Annotated in this window: 15 protein-coding genes and 1 tRNA gene; 4 read left to right on the top strand and 12 right to left on the bottom strand. The window is 72.4% G+C overall.

Annotation, left to right across the window (positions count from 1 at the left end):
• The gene (gene yaaA, locus ACZ5L9_RS13880) at nucleotides 1-777 is read left to right on the top strand and encodes a peroxide stress protein YaaA (RefSeq protein WP_464528722.1); all 777 of its coding nucleotides are present in this window, start codon (nucleotides 1-3) and stop codon (nucleotides 775-777) included.
• A gap of 138 nt (nucleotides 778-915) precedes the next feature.
• Here the strand turns inward: yaaA and ACZ5L9_RS13875 are convergent, their stop codons facing one another.
• The 6 genes from ACZ5L9_RS13875 to ACZ5L9_RS13850 form a co-directional block, all read right to left on the bottom strand.
• Nucleotides 916-2,091 (bottom strand): bifunctional RNase H/acid phosphatase, encoded by a 1,176-nt coding sequence (locus ACZ5L9_RS13875; protein ID WP_464528718.1) that lies wholly within the window; start codon nucleotides 2,089-2,091, stop codon nucleotides 916-918.
• Entirely contained in the window at nucleotides 2,088-2,828 is a 741-nt protein-coding gene (locus ACZ5L9_RS13870; RefSeq protein WP_464528714.1) for a zinc ribbon domain-containing protein, read from the bottom strand. Before ACZ5L9_RS13870 ends, ACZ5L9_RS13875 begins: the two co-directional genes overlap by 4 nt.
• Nucleotides 2,829-2,853: 25 nt before the next feature.
• Nucleotides 2,854-3,981, bottom strand: a complete 1,128-nt coding sequence (locus ACZ5L9_RS13865) for a Nif3-like dinuclear metal center hexameric protein (RefSeq protein WP_464528712.1) — start codon at nucleotides 3,979-3,981, stop codon at nucleotides 2,854-2,856.
• Between the two features lie 14 nt (nucleotides 3,982-3,995).
• Nucleotides 3,996-4,355: a hypothetical protein gene (locus tag ACZ5L9_RS13860; RefSeq protein ID WP_464528709.1), complete on the bottom strand. Its 360-nt coding sequence runs from the start codon at nucleotides 4,353-4,355 to the stop codon at nucleotides 3,996-3,998.
• Nucleotides 4,356-4,680: 325 nt separating this feature from the next.
• Nucleotides 4,681-5,847 (bottom strand): PQQ-dependent sugar dehydrogenase, encoded by a 1,167-nt coding sequence (locus ACZ5L9_RS13855; protein WP_464528707.1) that lies wholly within the window; start codon nucleotides 5,845-5,847, stop codon nucleotides 4,681-4,683.
• Nucleotides 5,848-5,897: 50 nt separating this feature from the next.
• Nucleotides 5,898-6,770 carry a LysR family transcriptional regulator gene (locus tag ACZ5L9_RS13850; RefSeq protein WP_464528704.1) on the bottom strand — a complete coding sequence of 291 codons (873 nt, stop codon included), beginning with the start codon at nucleotides 6,768-6,770 and terminating at the stop codon, nucleotides 5,898-5,900.
• 83 nt (nucleotides 6,771-6,853) lie between these two features.
• Here ACZ5L9_RS13850 and ACZ5L9_RS13845 point away from each other — a divergent pair, with 83 nt between their 5' ends.
• Nucleotides 6,854-8,083: an MFS transporter gene (locus ACZ5L9_RS13845; protein WP_464528702.1), complete on the top strand. Its 1,230-nt coding sequence runs from the start codon at nucleotides 6,854-6,856 to the stop codon at nucleotides 8,081-8,083.
• Between the two features lie 7 nt (nucleotides 8,084-8,090).
• On the opposite strand, the gene ACZ5L9_RS13840 is transcribed toward ACZ5L9_RS13845, so the two are convergent.
• Entirely contained in the window at nucleotides 8,091-8,939 is an 849-nt protein-coding gene (locus ACZ5L9_RS13840) for an MmyB family transcriptional regulator (RefSeq protein WP_464528699.1), read from the bottom strand.
• A 100-nt stretch (nucleotides 8,940-9,039) separates the two neighbouring features.
• Between ACZ5L9_RS13840 and ACZ5L9_RS13835 the strand changes: the two genes are divergently transcribed.
• A complete protein-coding gene (locus ACZ5L9_RS13835; protein ID WP_464528698.1) occupies nucleotides 9,040-9,828 on the top strand; it encodes an SDR family oxidoreductase in 789 nt (262 codons plus the stop codon).
• A gap of 18 nt (nucleotides 9,829-9,846) precedes the next feature.
• On the opposite strand, the gene ACZ5L9_RS13830 is transcribed toward ACZ5L9_RS13835, so the two are convergent.
• Nucleotides 9,847-10,770, bottom strand: a complete 924-nt coding sequence (locus ACZ5L9_RS13830; RefSeq protein WP_464528697.1) for a LysR family transcriptional regulator — start codon at nucleotides 10,768-10,770, stop codon at nucleotides 9,847-9,849.
• A gap of 76 nt (nucleotides 10,771-10,846) precedes the next feature.
• On the opposite strand from ACZ5L9_RS13830, the gene ACZ5L9_RS13825 reads away from it, so the two are divergent.
• Nucleotides 10,847-11,944 (top strand): TDT family transporter, encoded by a 1,098-nt coding sequence (locus ACZ5L9_RS13825; protein ID WP_464528695.1) that lies wholly within the window; start codon nucleotides 10,847-10,849, stop codon nucleotides 11,942-11,944.
• On the opposite strand, the gene ACZ5L9_RS13820 is transcribed toward ACZ5L9_RS13825, so the two are convergent.
• The 4 genes from ACZ5L9_RS13820 to ACZ5L9_RS13805 form a co-directional block, all read right to left on the bottom strand.
• Nucleotides 11,904-13,700, bottom strand: coding sequence for a thiamine pyrophosphate-requiring protein (locus tag ACZ5L9_RS13820; protein ID WP_464528693.1), 1,797 nt, complete (start codon nucleotides 13,698-13,700; stop codon nucleotides 11,904-11,906). The genes ACZ5L9_RS13825 and ACZ5L9_RS13820 overlap by 41 nt on opposite strands.
• A gap of 29 nt (nucleotides 13,701-13,729) precedes the next feature.
• Nucleotides 13,730-14,389, bottom strand: a complete 660-nt coding sequence (locus tag ACZ5L9_RS13815) for a Type 1 glutamine amidotransferase-like domain-containing protein (RefSeq protein WP_464528690.1) — start codon at nucleotides 14,387-14,389, stop codon at nucleotides 13,730-13,732.
• Between the two features lie 117 nt (nucleotides 14,390-14,506).
• Nucleotides 14,507-14,579: transfer RNA gene (locus ACZ5L9_RS13810), tRNA-Ala, on the bottom strand.
• A 95-nt stretch (nucleotides 14,580-14,674) separates the two neighbouring features.
• A complete protein-coding gene (locus ACZ5L9_RS13805) occupies nucleotides 14,675-15,877 on the bottom strand; it encodes an acyl-CoA dehydrogenase family protein (protein ID WP_464528686.1) in 1,203 nt (400 codons plus the stop codon).
• Between the last annotated feature and the right edge of the window lie 179 nt (nucleotides 15,878-16,056).

Below are 16,056 nucleotides of genomic sequence, written 5' to 3'. Positions count from 1 at the left end.
GTGCTCATCCTGCTCCCGCCCTCCGAGGGTAAATCTGTGCCGAAGCGCGGCGCCGCGCTCGACCTCGCGGGTCTGTCGCTGCCGTCCCTGACCGCCGCCCGGGCGTCGGTGATCGATGCGCTGGTGGCGCTGTGCGAGGGCGACGAGGCGGTCGCGATGGAGATCCTCGGCGTGCCGAAGACCCAGCCCGAGCTGGTGGCGCTCAACGCCGCGCTGCTCGCGGCGCCGACCGCGCGGGCCGACGCGATCTACACCGGCGTGCTCTACGACGCGCTCGACGCAGGCACGCTGTCGACCGCCGCCAAGCGCCGCGCCGCCTCGCGCGTGATGGTGACCTCGTCGGTCTTCGGCCTGGTCGGCATGGGCGACCGGATCCCCGCCTACCGCCTGTCCGGCGACACCACGCTCCCCGGCCTGGGCGGCGTCCAGGCGCACTGGCGCAAGCATCTGGGAGCCGGCGCGGTCGAGGCGCTCGGGGACGGCCTGCTGGTCGACCTGCGATCCGGCACGTACGCCGCGTTCTGGCGTCCGGACCAGGTCGCCGCCCGGACGGCCACCGTGCGGGTGCTGCACGAGGTGGGTGGCGTCCGCAAGGTCGTCAGCCACTTCAACAAGGCCACCAAGGGCCGCATCGTCCGCGCGCTGCTGGAGGCCGGCGCGGCTCCCCGGACCCCGGCCAAGCTGGCCGATGCGCTGCGCGATCTCGGCTGGTACGTCGAGGTGGGTGACCCGACGAAGAAGGGCACCCAGCTCGACGTGGTCGTCACCGAGCTCTGAACGGCGGCGGCCCGCCCCGCAGGCCCCGTCGAGCACACGCCTTGGGGCAGGCGTCGCCCCGCGCAGCGGACTTCGTCCGGCGCGTTGCTTACGCAGCGCCCCTGCGGCGGCACTCGCCGTGTCCGGCGCGGCGTTCCATCACCAGGTGGAGACGGTGAGGATCGGGTCTCGTGAGGGTGGGAGTGCGTTGAACAGCCGGAGTGATCCGCGGGTGGAGCCGTCGTTGCCGTCGTCGTAGAAGGTGATCACGCTGATCGAGGCGGGGGCGAGCTCCATCCGGTAGACGGCGTCCAGGTCGGACTCGAGCGCGCGGGCGACCAGCGTCTTGATCGGCGTGACGTGGCTGACGACCAGCACGGTCTCGCCGTGGAATCGCTCGATCAGCCGGTCGAGGCCGTCGTGGACGCGCTTCTCGACCGTACGGAACGACTCCCCGCCGCGGGGCGCCTCATCGAGCGAGCCCAGCCAGCGCTCGAGCTCGCCGGGGAAGCGCTCGCCGACCTCGGCGAAGGTGAGCCCGTCCCACTCGCCGAACTCCATCTCGGCGAAGCCGTGCTCCTCGGCGACCTCCTTGCCGAGCACGCCGGCGGCGATCTCGGCGGACTCGCGGGTGCGACGTACGGGCGAGGCGACGATGCCCGCGATCCGGTCCTTGATCGGCGCGAGCCACTCCGCGGCGGCACGGACCTGGGCGCGACCCTCGTCGGAGAGCGGGGGGTTGGCCGAGGCGAGGCCGCCGGAGAAGCGCTTCTCCTTGGTGTGCGGGGTGACGCCGTGGCGCAGCAGGATCAGGGTGGTGGCCGCGCCGGGTGCGGCCCAGCCGCGGGCGGGGACCTCGGACCTCACCGTCTCGACGGAGGCGATCAAGCTCGACTCCTCCTCGGCGCGCCCGGCGATGGTGACGCCGTGGCGCAGCCCGTCGAGGGCCTCGTTGGCGAGCCGGTCGGCGTGCTTGTTCTGCTCGCGCGGCACCCATCGGTAGGTGGTGCCCTCCGGCGCGAGCGAGCGCGCCTGGGCGAAGAGCGGCTTCATCGCCGGGTGCTTGACCTGCCAGCGGCCACTCATCTGCTCGACGACCAGCTTGGAGTCCATCCGCACCTCGATCGCCGCGCCCGGAGCGACCTCCGCGGCGAGCCGCAGACCGGCGACGAGACCGGAGTACTCGGCGACGTTGTTGGTCGCGATCCCGATCGGCGTGCCGTCCTCGGCGAGCACCTCACCGGTCGCGGCGTCCTTGACGACGGAGCCGTACGCCGCCGGCCCCGGGTTGCCCCGCGAGCCGCCGTCCGCCTCGATCAGGACCCGATCGGTCACAGTCCAGACTCGGCCGTACGGACCATGATCACGCCGCACTCCTCGTGCCGGATGACCTCGTCGCTCTGCGCGGTCCGGATGCGGGAGAGCTCGGCCGGCTCGACGGTGAGGCGGCAGCCGCCGCACTGGCGGGCGCGCAGCTCGCCGGCGCCGATGCCGTGCTGCTCGCGCAGCCGGTCGTAGAGCGTGATCAGGTCGGTGGGTATGCCCTCGATCGCCGGCTCGCGCTCGGCGATGACGGCGGCCAGCTGGCGCTCCACCTCGGCACCGCGCTCGCTGCGGGCGTTGGTCAGCTCGACGATCCGTGCGTCGAACTCGTCGATCTTGAGGTCGAAGCCGGCGGCGGCCTTGGTCGCCTCTTCGAGCTGCTCCATCACCTCGAGCTCCTCGTCCTCGAGGACGCCGATGCGCCGGTCGATGTTGGCCAGCTCGGCCTGGAGACGCTCGAGGTCCTTGGGGTTGGTGACCTGGCCGGCGTCGATCCGCTGCTGCTCCTTGACCCGGCGGGTGCGGACGGCCTCGACGTCCTTCTCGGCCTTGGTCTGGGCCAGGGTGAGGTCGTCACGCTTGATCCGGAGGTCGATCGCGACGTCGTCGACCTTCTTGCGCTCGACCTGCAGCTCGGCGATCTGCTTGGTCTCCGGGAGGTTCTTCAGCTGGTGGCGCAGCTGCAGGATCCGCGCGTCGATCTCGGCGATGTCCAGCAGCTTGAGCTGTGCGAACGGGTCGGCCTTCACCAGATGGCTCCTCTTGAGATGTTGATCAGATACGCAGAGTCCAGGGATCGGTGACGATCTCGGAGACGCGCGCCTCCACCCTATCGTCCAGGGCCTCCCGGAGCCGCTTGGCGACGACCGGCAGCCAGGTCCACTCGGCGGCCCAGTGCGGCACGTCGACGAGGGCGGCGCCGTCCTGCTCCAGGAACTCGCCGCTGACGTGGTGACGAAGGTCGCTGGTGACGTAGACGTCGGCGCCCGAGGATCGGACCGAGGAGAGCAGCGAGTCGCCCGCACCTCCGCAGAGCGCGACGGTGCGGATCATCCGGTCGGCGTCACCGCCGGCGCGGATGCCGGCTGTCGTCGCCGGCAGGCGGTCGGCGACGTGCTGGGTGAAGCCGGCCAGCGTCATCGGCTCGCGCAGGACGCCGACGCGGCCGAAGCCCGTCGTCGCGGCAGCGGTCGAGGCGAGCTCGACGACGTCGTACGCAGGCTCCTCGTAGGGGTGCGCCGTGAGCAGCGCGTCGACCACGGCGCGACGCAGGGTGCGCGGCAGCACCACCTCGATCCTGACCTCCTCCACGGTGGCGGTCTCCCCCACCACCCCGATGTGCGGATCGGCGCCGTCGAGCGGGCGGAACCGGCCCTCGCCCGGCGTGGAGAAGCTGGCCCGGTCGTAGTCGCCGATCCGACCGGCACCCGCCTCGGCGAGCGCCTCACGGACGCGGGCGGCGTCCGGCGTCGGGACGTAGGTGGTGAGCTTGTCGAGCAGCAGCGCACCGGCTGCCTCGAGCGGTCGGAGGTCCTGCAGGCCGAGCGCGAGCGCCATCGCCTCGCTGACCCCGGTCTCGGCCTGGTCGGCGTTGGTGTGGGCGGCGAGCAGCCCGCAGCCGCCCTGCAGCAGGGTCCAGACGATGCGGCCCTTCGGCGTCGTGGGCGCGAAGCCGTGCACCGGCTTGAGGAAGAGCGGGTGGTGGGTGACCAGGAGGTCGGCGCCCCACGCCGCGGCCTCCTGGGCGACCTCCAGGGTGGGGTCGACCGCGAAGAGCACCTTCGCGCACGGCGCGGCCGGGTCACCGGCGACCAGCCCCACCGCGTCCCACCCGGCCGCCGTCTCCGGCGGGTACCAGCCGTGCAGCAGGTCGACGACGTCACCGAGGGTGGGGGCAGACATGGGCCTCAGGCTAGTCAGCCGTCCTCTGGCTCGCCCAGGGAGGCGAACCATCCGTCCTCGGGCACGACGGGCAGTGCTGGCCGCAGGGACTGTTTCCGTACGGGCTCCCAGGGCCACAGCTCGCGCGCCCGGCTCGACGCCTCCAGGATCACCGCGGCATCGATGACCGTGACCGTCTCACCGATGCCCGCTGCCGGGAGCGCGCAGTAGATGCGCACGTCGCCCGGCGGTGGCAGGGGTGCACAGAAGTACGTCGACTGGGCCTCCCGCGGGCCACCGCCGCTGCGGCTCGACCCCAGGATGACGCCGCCGTTCGACACGCCGTGGACGTTCGATCCGCGTCGGCCGTCGGCATACTCGATCCCCAGCAGCACCTGCTCCCGCTCGGGGCCGCCGGCGACCGGAAGCCGCTCAGCACCTCATGGATGCCGTGCAGGTCGCCGATCCGTGCGCCGGGGCGCAGCCGCGCCTCGAGCTCGAACTCGAGTCCGTTGCTATACACGCGGATCCCGGCGAGGAAGACGACCACGTCCTCGGTCGCTCCGAGGACCTTCTCCACGGCCAGCACGGCCGGCACCTCGTTGTCGGGCGCGTGGTACCAGGGCCTGACCTGCACCGGACCGGACGGCTCGCCCGCATCGTCCGGATCGCCTTGTGCAGACACGCTCCATGCGCTCACCATGCCGCCAGGCTAGGTCCTCAGCGCACCCTGAGCATCAGAATCCTGTCGTCGCCGGGGCGCGGGGTGACGCGACCGTCGCGGTTGCTCGTGGTCAGCAGCAGCCGGTGCGGCCCGAGGGCGAGCACGCTGCGCAGCCGTCCGTACCGACCGGTGAGGAACGCCCGCGACGTGCCGGCGCGCGTGCCGTGGATCGGGATGCGCCACAGCCGCTCCCCGTGCAGCGCCGCCATCCAGATCGCCCCGTGGACGTACGCGATGGCGCTGGGGCTGTCGGAGTTGGTCCCCCAGGTCCGCACCGGGTTCGTGTACGCGGGGTCGGAGCCCTTGCCCTCCACGATCGGCCAGCCGTAGTTCCGCCCGGCGCGGATCAGGTTGAGCTCGTCGGCGGTGTGGTCGCCGAACTCCGAGGCCCACAGCCGCCCGGCGGGGTCGAAGGCGAGTCCCTGCACGTTGCGGTGGCCGTAGGTGTAGACGAGCGTGCCGAACGGGTTGCCGGGCGCCGGCCTCCCGGCGCGGGTCATCCGCAGGATCTTCCCGCCGAGCGAGGACCGCCTCTGGGCGAGCGCCGGGACCCCGCTCTCGCCGGTGCCGGCGTAGAGCAGCCCGTCGGGCCCGAACGCGAGCCGACCGCCGTTGTGGTGGATGCCGAGCGGGATGCCGCTGACGATGACGTGCGGCCGGCCCAGATGCCCGGCGCGCAGCGGCATCCAGGCGATCCGGTTGTCGCTGCGGGTGGAGAAGTAGACGTAGATCCGGTGGTCGTGCGCGAAGCGCGGCGAGACGGCCAGCCCGAGCAGCCCCGCCTCCCCGCCGGCGCCGACGTTGGAGACCGACGCGGCGACGCCGCCGACCACGCGCCGCCGGCCGGTGCCGACATCGAGGCCGTAGACCCGGCCGGTGTCGCGCGACCCGATCAGCACCGTCCCGTCGGGCAGCTCGGCCAGGCCCCACGGCACGTCGATCCCCGTCGCCACCGTCCGCAGCACCCGTACGCCCGGCTCCGCCGGATGGGAGGCTCGCGGAGTGGGCGTGCGGTCCGGGACGCTCACCGTGGTGCTCGAACCGGCCGATCCGGACGAGGCGGTCGAGGCGGCCGGCGAGTCGCCGCACCCCGACAACGCAGCGGTCAGCGCAGTGGCGATCGCGACAACAGCACCCGTACGGCGCCTCGAGCGGCGGGCCATGTGCCGTCGGTACCCGACGACGGAGGTCCGGACACGTGTCCGCCGGTGGGTCAACGGCCGAGCAGCATCGCCGCGACCCGCTCGCCCGCGCGCGAGAGCGGCCGCTCCGAGGAGACCGCGAGGCGACAGCGCCAGACGAGCTCCTCGACGAGCGGGATGACGATCAGATCGGTGTCGGCCCGGACGCTGTGCTCGGGCACGATCGTGACCCCGAGCCCGCGCCGGACGAGCGAGCGGGCCAGCACGAAGTCCGTGACCTCGGTAGCGACGGTCCGGCGCACGCCGGCGGCGGCGAAGGCGAGGTCGACGGTCGCGCGGTTGCCCCAGCCCGTCGGATAGTCGACGAACGACTCCTCCCCCAGGTCGGCGACCGAGACCCGTCGCCGCCCGGCCAGCCGGTGGGTCCGGTCGCAGACGAACGCGAGCGACTCGGCGGTGATCTCGTGGAAGGTGATGCCCGGCACCGCGCCGTTGGTGGCCACCAGCGCGAGATCGAGCGCCCCGCTGCGCACCTCCTCGACGCTGCTGGCCGAGCCGGAGATCGTCTGGCGCAGGTGGATCGCCACCTGCGGATACCGCTCCCGGCAACGCTGCAGCACGTCGACGAGATCCAGCCCGCCCGAGTAGACGAGCGTGCCGAGCGTCACCGTCCCGACGACGGCTCCGCGAGCACCCGCGACGGCGTCCTTGGCGGAGGCGAAGGAGACCAGCACCTCCCGTGCCCGCGGCAGCAGCGCCTCGCCCTCCGGCGTCAGCGCCAGCCGGTGGTAGCCGCGCTCGATCAGGACGACGCCGAGCTCGCGCTCCAGCTGCTTGATCGCCGTCGAGACCGCCGACTGCACCACGCCGGCGCGCTCGGCGCCGCGGGTGAAGCTGCCCGTCTCGGCGACCGACAGGAAGTACTCCAGCTGGTACGGCTGCATGCTCCTACACTATCTCTATCGGTGATTGACATCATCGCAAAGTTTCGTTGGAGATGATGGCTCGATCGCGCCACGATCGAGGCATGACATCCACGCTGTCGCCGGCGGCACGCCGACACCACGCACGCGGCTTCTGGCTGGTCGCGTTCCTCTTCGCCGCGACGGTCTCCTTCGCCGCGGCCCCCTCGCCCCTGTACGGCCTCTACGCCGCCACCGACGGGTTCGGCTCCTTCACGGTGACGCTGATCTTCGCGGCCTACGCCCTCGGCACCGCCGTGAGCCTCTACCTCGCCGGCCACCTCTCCGACCGGTACGGCCGCCGGCGCCTGGTCGTCCCGGCCGTGATGCTCAACGTGCTATCCGGCCTGGTCTTCATCACCTCCCACGAGCTCGGCTGGCTGCTGCTGGCCCGCCTCCTGAGCGGGATCGGCGTCGGCATGCTGACCGCCACCGCGACCGCCCAGCTCACCGAGCTGCGCGGGCGTTCCCATCCGACCGCGACGCCGGCGCTGGCCGGCATCGTCGCCACCTCGGCCAACCTCGGCGGGCTGGCGCTGGGCCCCCTCGTGTCGGGCCTGCTCGCGCAGTACGCACCGCGGCCGCTCGTCACGCCGTACCTCGTCTTCGTCGTCGTCCTGACCGTCGGCGTGCTCCTGGTCGCGATCGTCCCCGAGACCGTCGAGCTGCCGACCGAGCCGTGGCGCTATCGCCCGCAGCGGATCTCGGTCCCGGCGGAGGCTCGGGCGGCGTTCTCGGCGGCGTCGGTCGCGGCGTTCGCCGCCTTCGCCAGCTTCGGCTTCTTCAGCTCGCTCGCCCCGTCGTTCGTCGCAGGCACCCTGCACCACACCTCGCACGCCCTGGCCGGCCTGGTCGCCTTCACCCCGTTCGCTGCGGCGACCGTCGCCCAGATCATCGCCGCACGGTGGCGCACCGGCGAGCTGTACGCCGTCGGCCTGGTCACCCTGGCTGTCGGCCTGGTCCTGACCGTGGCCGCGATCCTCACCGGGACGCTCGGCACCCTCATCGCGGGTGGCGTCGTGGTCGGCTCGGGTGCCGGGCTGGCCTTCAAGGCCTCCGTCGGCGCCGTCATCCGGCTCGCCCCCGCGGCCTCGCGCGGCGAGACCCTCGCGGCGCTGTTCCTCCTCGCCTACGTCGGCCTGGGCGTGCCGGTCGTGCTCCTCGGCGTCGCGCTGCAGCTGGTCACCGTGCACGCCGCGGTGGCCGGGTTCGGCGCCGTCCTGCTGGCCCTGATCGCCGCGGCGTCGCTGCTGATCACCGCCGGACGGCAACCGCGTCTGGCCGTTTCGGCCTGAGACGCCGTCAGGTCGTCGGGGCGAACTGCTGGGTGCCGACCACCCGGAGCAGGGCGAGCTTCTCCTCCGCCTCGGTGCGCGGCGCGGCCGTGAGCACCAGCAGCGCCTGCGACTGGTCCTCGGTGAAGAGCACCTGGCAGTCCAGCTCGATGGCGCCGACCTCGGGATGCAGGAGCACCTTGTGGTCCTCGAAGCGCCGGGCGACCTCCTGCCGGTCCCACAGGACGGCGAACTCCGGGCTCACCCGCTGCAGCTCGCGCACCAGCTCACCGGCCGGCGAGGCGGCGCCCATCGCGCCGTACGCCACGCGCAGCGAGGCGACCTGGGCACGGCTCTGCCGGTCCTGGTCGTCGAGCGGATAGATCGCCCGCTCGGTCCGGGGCGCGACGAACCAGCGGTAGATCTCGCTGCGCTCCAGCCCGGTGTAGTGGGTGCGGTCGCCGTGCAGGGCACGGGACAGGTCGTTCTGGACCAGCACCTCGCCCAGCGCCGAGAGCACCAGCGCGGGGGTGTCGGTGAGCCGGTCCAGCACCCGCATCAGCGCCGGGGCGACGTATCCGCTGGGCGCCATCCGGTCGGGCGCGCTGTGGCCCGCGACCCGGTAGAGGTAGTCGCGCTCGTCGGTCGAGAGTCGCAGGGCCCGGGCCAGGGCGGCCAGCATCTGCACGCTCGGCTGCGGTCCGCGCTGCTGCTCGAGCCGGGTGTAGTAGTCGGTCGACATCGTCGCCAGGACGGCGACCTCCTCGCGCCGCAGGCCGGGCGTACGACGCCGCTGGCCCACCGGGAGGCCGACGTCGCCCGGCTGGAGCTCCTCGCGGCGACGGATGAGGAAGTCGGCGAGGGCGGCACGGTCCATGCGACCAGTATCGGCGGCTCCGCGAGGCTCAACCAGGGATCGCCGATCCCCCGACATCCGCTCTCTGCCGCCGTTCGTCGCGAGGCGGTGGAGTGGAGCCATGCGCATCATCGAGAGCACCCACGGCAACCGCATCAGCGGCAACACCATCTTCATCCCCGGCGCGACCAGCGGCATCGGACTGGCCCTCGCACTCGAGCTGCGAGCGCGGGGCAACACGGTGATCGTCGGCGGGCGCCGCACGGCCCTGCTGCAGCAGCTCGCCGCCGACCACCCGGGGCTCGGCACCGTCACGATCGACGCCGCCGACCCGGCCAGCATCAACACCGCGGCCGCCGAGGTGCTGGCCGCCCACCCCGACCTCAACGTGCTGGTCACCATGGCCGGCGTCATGAGGGTCGAGGACTGGACCACGGCCGGCTTCCTCGCCGACGCCGAGGAGATCATCACCACCAACCTGCTCGGCACCGTCCGGCTGATCGCGGCGTTCGTCGAGCACCTCCGCAAGCAGCCCGACGCCGCGCTGGTGACCGTCTCCTCGGGCCTGGCGTTCACACCGCTCAAGGTCACGCCGAGCTACAACGCCAGCAAGGCCGGCGTCCACATGCTCACCGAGACGCTGCGCCTGCAGCTCGCCGGCACCGGCGTACGGGTCCTCGAGCTCGAGCCGCCGGCCGTGGCCACCGACCTCATGCCCGGCCAGAAGGAGAGCCCCTTCGCGATGCCGCTCGAGGAGTTCGTCAGCGAGGTCCTCGAGATCGTCGAGACCCGGCCCGAGGTCAGCGAGATCCAGGTCGAGCGGGTGAAGTTCCTGCGCTACGCCGAGGCTCGCGGCGACTACGCCGAGACGGTCGCCACGCTCAACCGGCTCGACCCGCACGGCGACTGAGCCCTCGCGGCCGGCTCACTACCGGTCGGACTGAGAACGCTCGGACTGAGAACGCTCGGACCGGGCGATCGCGAGCAGGTCGCGCACCGGGCCGGCCGGCGGCCTCGGACCGCCCACCCACGCGGCCCGGAACCGCCGGGTCAGGTCGAGGCCGGCGATCGGGACCTCCTTGAGGGTGCCCATCGCCAGGTCGCTCGTCGCGGCCCGGCGCGAGACGAAGCCCGGCGGGCCGCCGAGCCGGACGGCACCGAGGATGGCCGCGTTGGTGGCCAGCTCGACGTCCGGATCGATCATCTGCTCGCCGGCCGCCGCCATCGAGCGGTCGACGACGGCCCGGGTGCCGGACCCGGGCTCGCGTCGGGTCAGCGCCCGGCCGGCGACCTCGGCGGGCGTGAGCGGCGTACGGCGCCGGGCCCAGCGGTCCTCCGGAGCGGCCACCAGCACGAGCTCGTCGACGCCGACCACCGAGGTCGAGAGGCCGTCGGTGTCGACCGGGCCCTCGACGAAGCCGAGGTCGGCGTCGCCGCGCCGTACGGCCGCGACCACCTCCTCGGAGTTGACCGCCCGCAGGCTGACCACGATCTTGCGGGTCTGACGCAGCCGCATCAGCCACCGCGGCAGCAGGTACTCCGCCGTCGTCATCGAGGCGTGCACCCGCACCTCCTCGGTGCGACCTCGCCGCAGGGTCTCCAGCGACATCTCGATCTCCTCGGCGCGGGCGAGCAGGTCGGTGCTCCACTCCACCAGCAGCTTGCCGTCCGGGGTCAGCTCGGAGCCGCGCTGGGCGCGGCGGACGAGGACCAGCCCGGTCTGGGTCTCCATCGCGCGCAGCCGCTCGGAGGCCGACTGCTGGGAGATGCCGGCCGCACGCCCGGCGGCGCCGATGCTGCCCAGCCGGGCCACATCCGTCAGCAGCCGCAGCGAGGCGAGATCCGGGAGCACCGGCACAGGATATCCCTGTGATGCCACAGTCACGTGCCCCCTACTGGCCGTCGCGCACGGGCCGCAGGCTGGGGCCATGAGGCTTCCCATCCCCTACGGTCCGAACTGGTACGCCGCCGTGATGGGCACGGGCGTGGTCTCCCTGGCGACCAGCAGCCTGCCGTTCGCCGTGCCCGGCCGAGCGGGGCTCGCGCTCGCCTTCTGGCTCCTCGCGGCGGCCCTGCTGGTCGTGCTGAGCGCGATCACCGTGCGTCACTGGGCCGGGGACCGGCGGGTACGTCACCACCACGACCCGGTGATGGCGCACTTCTGCGGGGCTCCGGCGATGGCGCTGCTCGTCGTCGGGGCGGGTGCCCTCACCGCCGGTCGCCCGCTGATCGGCGTCCATCTCGCGCTCGGCCTCGACGCCGTGCTCTGGACGACCGGCACCCTGATCGGGCTGTGGACGGCGGTGATGATCCCGTTCCGGGCGATCACCGTGCACGACGTCGGCGACGACAGCGCGAACGGGAGCTGGCTGATGCCGATCGTGCCGCCCCTGGTCTCGGCGACCACCGGAGCGCTGCTGGTCCCACACCTGCCCGCAGGTCAGCCCCGGGAGACGATGCTGCTGGCCTGCTACGCGTTCTTCGGGCTCAGCGTCATCCCGGCCCTGCTCGTGCTCAACCAGCTGTGGCACCGGCTCATCCGGCACGGCGCGCTCGCGCCGGCCGCCATCCCGACGGTCTGGATCGTGCTCGGCTTCCTCGGCCAGTCGACCACGGCGGCGCAGCGCCTCGGCGCGCTCGCCCCGACGATCGTGCCCGGCTACGGTCACGCGCTCGAGATGCTGACGCTCTGCTACGGCCTGCCGGTCTGGGGCTTCACGCTGCTGTGGAGCGCGCTGGCGACCGGGCTGACCCTGCGCCAGATCCGCGCCGGGCTCCCCTTCGCGCCGACCTGGTGGTCGTTCACCTTCCCGATCGGCACCGTCGTCACCGGCACGGCCGGGCTCGCGGTCGCCACCGGCCTCGACCTGTTCAAGGTCGCCGCCGGCTTCGCGATGCTCGCCCTGCTGGCGGGCTGGGCAGCGGCGAGCGGCGGCACCCTGATGGCGTTCGTCCGCCGCCCCGCCGCCGCCGGTCCACGGCTCGTCACTCGTGGTGCGGCAGCAGCTCCTGCGCCTTGGTCCTGATCCCCTCCTTGATCACGCCCCAGCGCGAGGTGTCGCCCTTGATCAGCGCGGCCGCGACGTTCTGCATCTGCTCCAGGTCGGCGTGCGGCGGGATCGGTGGGACGTTGGGGTCGCAGCGCACGTCCAGGACGTACGGGCGATCGGCGCTCAGCGCCTCGCGCCACGCTCCCGCCAGCTCCTCGGGGTCGGTGACGGTCCGCGCGCCGAGCCCGATCGCGGCGGCGAAGTCGGCGTAGGAGACCTCCGGCAGCGCCTGGGAGGCGACGAAGTCGGGGGTGCCGCCCATCGCCCGCAGCTCCCACGTGACCTGGTTGAGGTCGTTGTTGTGCAGCACCGCGACCACCAGCCGCGGGTCGGACCACTCGCGCCAGTAGCGCGCGATGGTGAGCAGCTCGGCCAGGCCGTTCATCTGCATCGCTCCGTCGCCCTCGAAGGCGATCGCGGGCCGCTCGGGATGGGCGAACTTCGCCCCGATCGCGTACGGCACCGCCGGCCCCATCGAGGCCAGCGTGCCGGAGAGCGAGCCGCGCATCCGGCCGCGCATCCGGACCTGACGGGCGTACCAGTTGGCCGCCGAGCCGCTGTCGGCGAAGACGACGGCGTCGTCGGGCGCGGCCTGCGAGAACTCGTGGAACAGCCGCATCGGGTTGACCTGGCCGGCCTCGGTCGCGTCCACGTGCGCCTCGGCGTCCATCACCTCCCACCAGCGCTCGACGTTGCTCTCGATCGTCTCGCGCCAGCCGCGGTCGGTCTTGCGCTCCAGCAGCGGGATGAGTCCGGCGAGGCTCGAGCGGGCGTCGCCGACCAGGTTGAGCTCGTTCGGGTGCCGCAGGCCCAGCATCGCTCCGTCGAGGTCGATCTGGACCCCGCGGGCCTGGCCCGGCTCGGGCAGGAACTGGCTGTAGGGGAAGTTCGAGCCGATCGTGAGCAGCGTGTCGCAGTCGCGCATCATCTCGTAGCTCGGCCGGGTGCCGAGCAGGCCGATCGAGCCGGTCACGAACGGCAGCTCGTCGGAGAGCACGTCCTTGCCGAGCAGGGCCTTGGCCACGCCGGCGCCGAGCAGGTCGGCCACCTGCTCGACCTCGGCGGCGGCGCCCCGGGCACCCTGGCCGACGAGGATGGCCACCCTCTCACCCGCGTTGAGCAGGTCGGCGGCCGCGCGGAGCGAGCTGTCATCGGGGACGACCTCCGGCCAGCTGATGCCCAGGCTGGAGGGCACCATCTTGAAGGCGTGGGGCGGCGGCGTGTAGTCGAGCTCCTGGACGTCGTTCGGCACGATCACCGCCGTCGGCGCACGCCTGCTCATCGCGATCCGGAAGGCCCGGTCGATCACGTTCGGCAGCTGCTCGGGGACGGTGACCACCTGGACGTAGTCGCTGGCCACGTCCTTGAACAGGCTCAGCAGGTCGACCTCCTGCTGGTAGCTGCCGCCCATCGCCGACCGGTTGGTCTGACCGACGATCGCCACCACCGGGACGTGGTCGAGCTTGGCGTCGTAGAGGCCGTTGAGCAGGTGGATCGCCCCCGGGCCCGAGGTGGCCAGGCAGACGGCCGGGCGGCCGGTCAGCTTGGCGTCACCGACCGCCGCGAACGCGGCCATCTCCTCGTGGCGGGTCTGGATGAACCGGGGCTTGTCCCCCGCACGCGAGAACGCGCCGAGGATGCCGTTGATGCCGTCGCCCGGATAGGCGTAGACATGCTCGGTCCCCCAGGCTCGCAGGCGCTCCAGCAGGTGGTCGGCGACAGTCTCACTCATGAGCGCGCAGGTACCCGCTGGCCCCGACGTCAGGCGTCGATCAGCCGCCAGTGTCCTTCGGACACCACCGCGACCTCTCCGTCGACCACCGCGATGGCCGTCTGGTCGTCGAGCGCGTACGTCGGCACCGGGAGGGGTGCGGCCCAGCGCTCGACCTCTTCGAGGGCCGCCTCCGGGACCCGGGGATGGTCGAGGTGGGGGTAGAGCCCGAAGTCGACGAGTCCGAGCGCGGGCTCGACCCCGATCGGCTCGTCGCGGCCGTCGTAGTCGTCCCCGTACGCGGTCACCGCGACGCTCCCGCCGCTCACTCCTACGTACACGCTGTCGAGGGTCGGCAGCAGCCCGGCCAGCCCGGACCGGCGCATCCACCGGCACAGGAACGTCGGGTCGCCTCCGCCGACGAGCAGGGCGTCCGCGGCCCGGACCCGGGAAACCCAGTTCTCGGTCCGCACAGCGGGCAGGGCGGTCAGCTCGAGCACCCCGAGGGACTCCCAACCCAGTCCGCACAGTGGGCTGGCGGCGGCGCCCGTGATCAGTCTCCACGCCAGGTCCGGCCCGTCCGCGAAGGCATAGGCCGCCGTGGGGATGCACAGGGCCGTGCTCTCGGCGATCGGCTTGCCGAGCAGGTCCACGAGGGCGGCGGAGATCGAGGCGTTGGTGACGCCTCCGGAGGTGAGCAGGAGCTTCATGGCGGGCTGCTTCCTGTCGCGAGCCTGCGGACAGTCTGTCGCACCCCCAGAAATGCGACCAGGCCGTCGCTCCGTCCTCGTGAAGGACTCAGAACAACGGCCTGGCCATCTCTCCGGTGGAGGTGAGGGGACTCGAACCCCTGACCCCCTGCATGCCATGCAGGTGCGCTACCAGCTGCGCCACACCCCCGAAGGAATCACCGGGATCACTCCCGGCGAGAAAGAACGTTAGCCGACAGGCCACGGTTGGGGAAATCGGGGCCCGTACGGCCTGCTCGGCGCCGCTCAGCGGAACGCCGACTCGCCGGTCAGCACCTGGCCCAGCACCAGGGTGTGCATCTCGACGGTGCCCTCGTAGGTGAGCACCGACTCGAGGTTGTTCATGTGCCGGATCACCGGGTACTCCAGCGAGATGCCGTTGCCACCCAGGATCGTGCGGGCGGTGCGGCAGATCTCGATCGACTCGCGGACGTTGTTGAGCTTGCCGATCGAGACCTGCTCGGGGCGCAGCACCCCGGCGTCCTTGCGCCGGCCGAGGTGGACGGCGAGCAGGTAGCCCTTGATGTACTCCAGGCTCATGTCGGCCAGCTTCTGCTGGGTCAGCTGGAAGCCGGCGATCGGGCGGCCGAACTGGTGGCGCTCGATCGCGTAGCGGCGGGCCGTCTCCAGGCTGGAGCGGGCCGCGCCCAGCGCGCCCCAGGTGATGCCGTAGCGAGCCTCGTTGAGCGCCGAGAGCGGACCCTTCAGGCCGCGCACCTCGGGGAGGACGGCATCGGCCGGGAGCCGTACGTCGTCCAGCACCAGCTCGCCGGTCGCGGAGGCGCGCAGCGACAACTTGTGCTTGATCTCGGGCGCCGAGAAGCCGGGCGTGTCGGTGGGCACCACGAAGCCCCGCACCCCCTCCTCGGTCTGGGCCCACACCACGGCAACGTCGGCGTACGGGGCGTTGGAGATCCACATCTTGCGGCCGTTGAGGATCCAGTCGCCGCCGGCGTCCTGGCGGGCGCGGGTGGTCATCGAGCCGGGGTCGGAGCCGTGGTCGGGCTCGGTCAGCCCGAAGCAGCCGATCGCGTCGCCGGCGGCCATCCGCGGCAGCCACTCCTGCTTCTGCTCCTCCGAGCCCCAGCGCCAGATCGAGAACATCGCGAGCGAGCCCTGCACCGAGACCAGCGAACGCAGGCCGGAGTCGGTCGCCTCGATCTCGAGGCACGCCAGGCCGTACTCGGTCGCGCTCATGCCCGCGCAGCCGTAGCCGTCCAGGTGCATGCCGAGCACGCCGAGCTCGCCGAAGCCCTTGGTCAGCTCTCGGATGCCGGGGATCCCGCCGTTCTCGAACCATTCCGCGATGTAGGGCTCGGCCTCCTTGTCGAGGAAGGTCCGCACCGCGGAGCGGACGGCCTTCTCGTCGTCGGTGAGGAGGCTGTCCAGGCTCGCCGGGTCGGTCGGGTCGAGGGCCGGGAGCTTCATCGGGTCGGCGTGGCTGGTCATGCGTTCTCCTCGAACGGGCTGCTGCTTCAACGGTGTGCGCGGCGCGGGCGCCGTCGACGCTGACGCTCCCCGACACGGAGCGCTCCCACAAGGGGACACGGCGATTTATGCACGCTCGGTATCACCGGAGGGCGAAATAGGTACTTCACAGAGATGGATGTCGTCGGTCACAGTCGTGC

The organism is Nocardioides sp. JCM 18998, assembly GCF_055391535.1.
The sequence above is the reverse complement of the archived record's forward strand: the minus strand, read 5'-3'. Positions and strand labels throughout refer to the sequence as shown.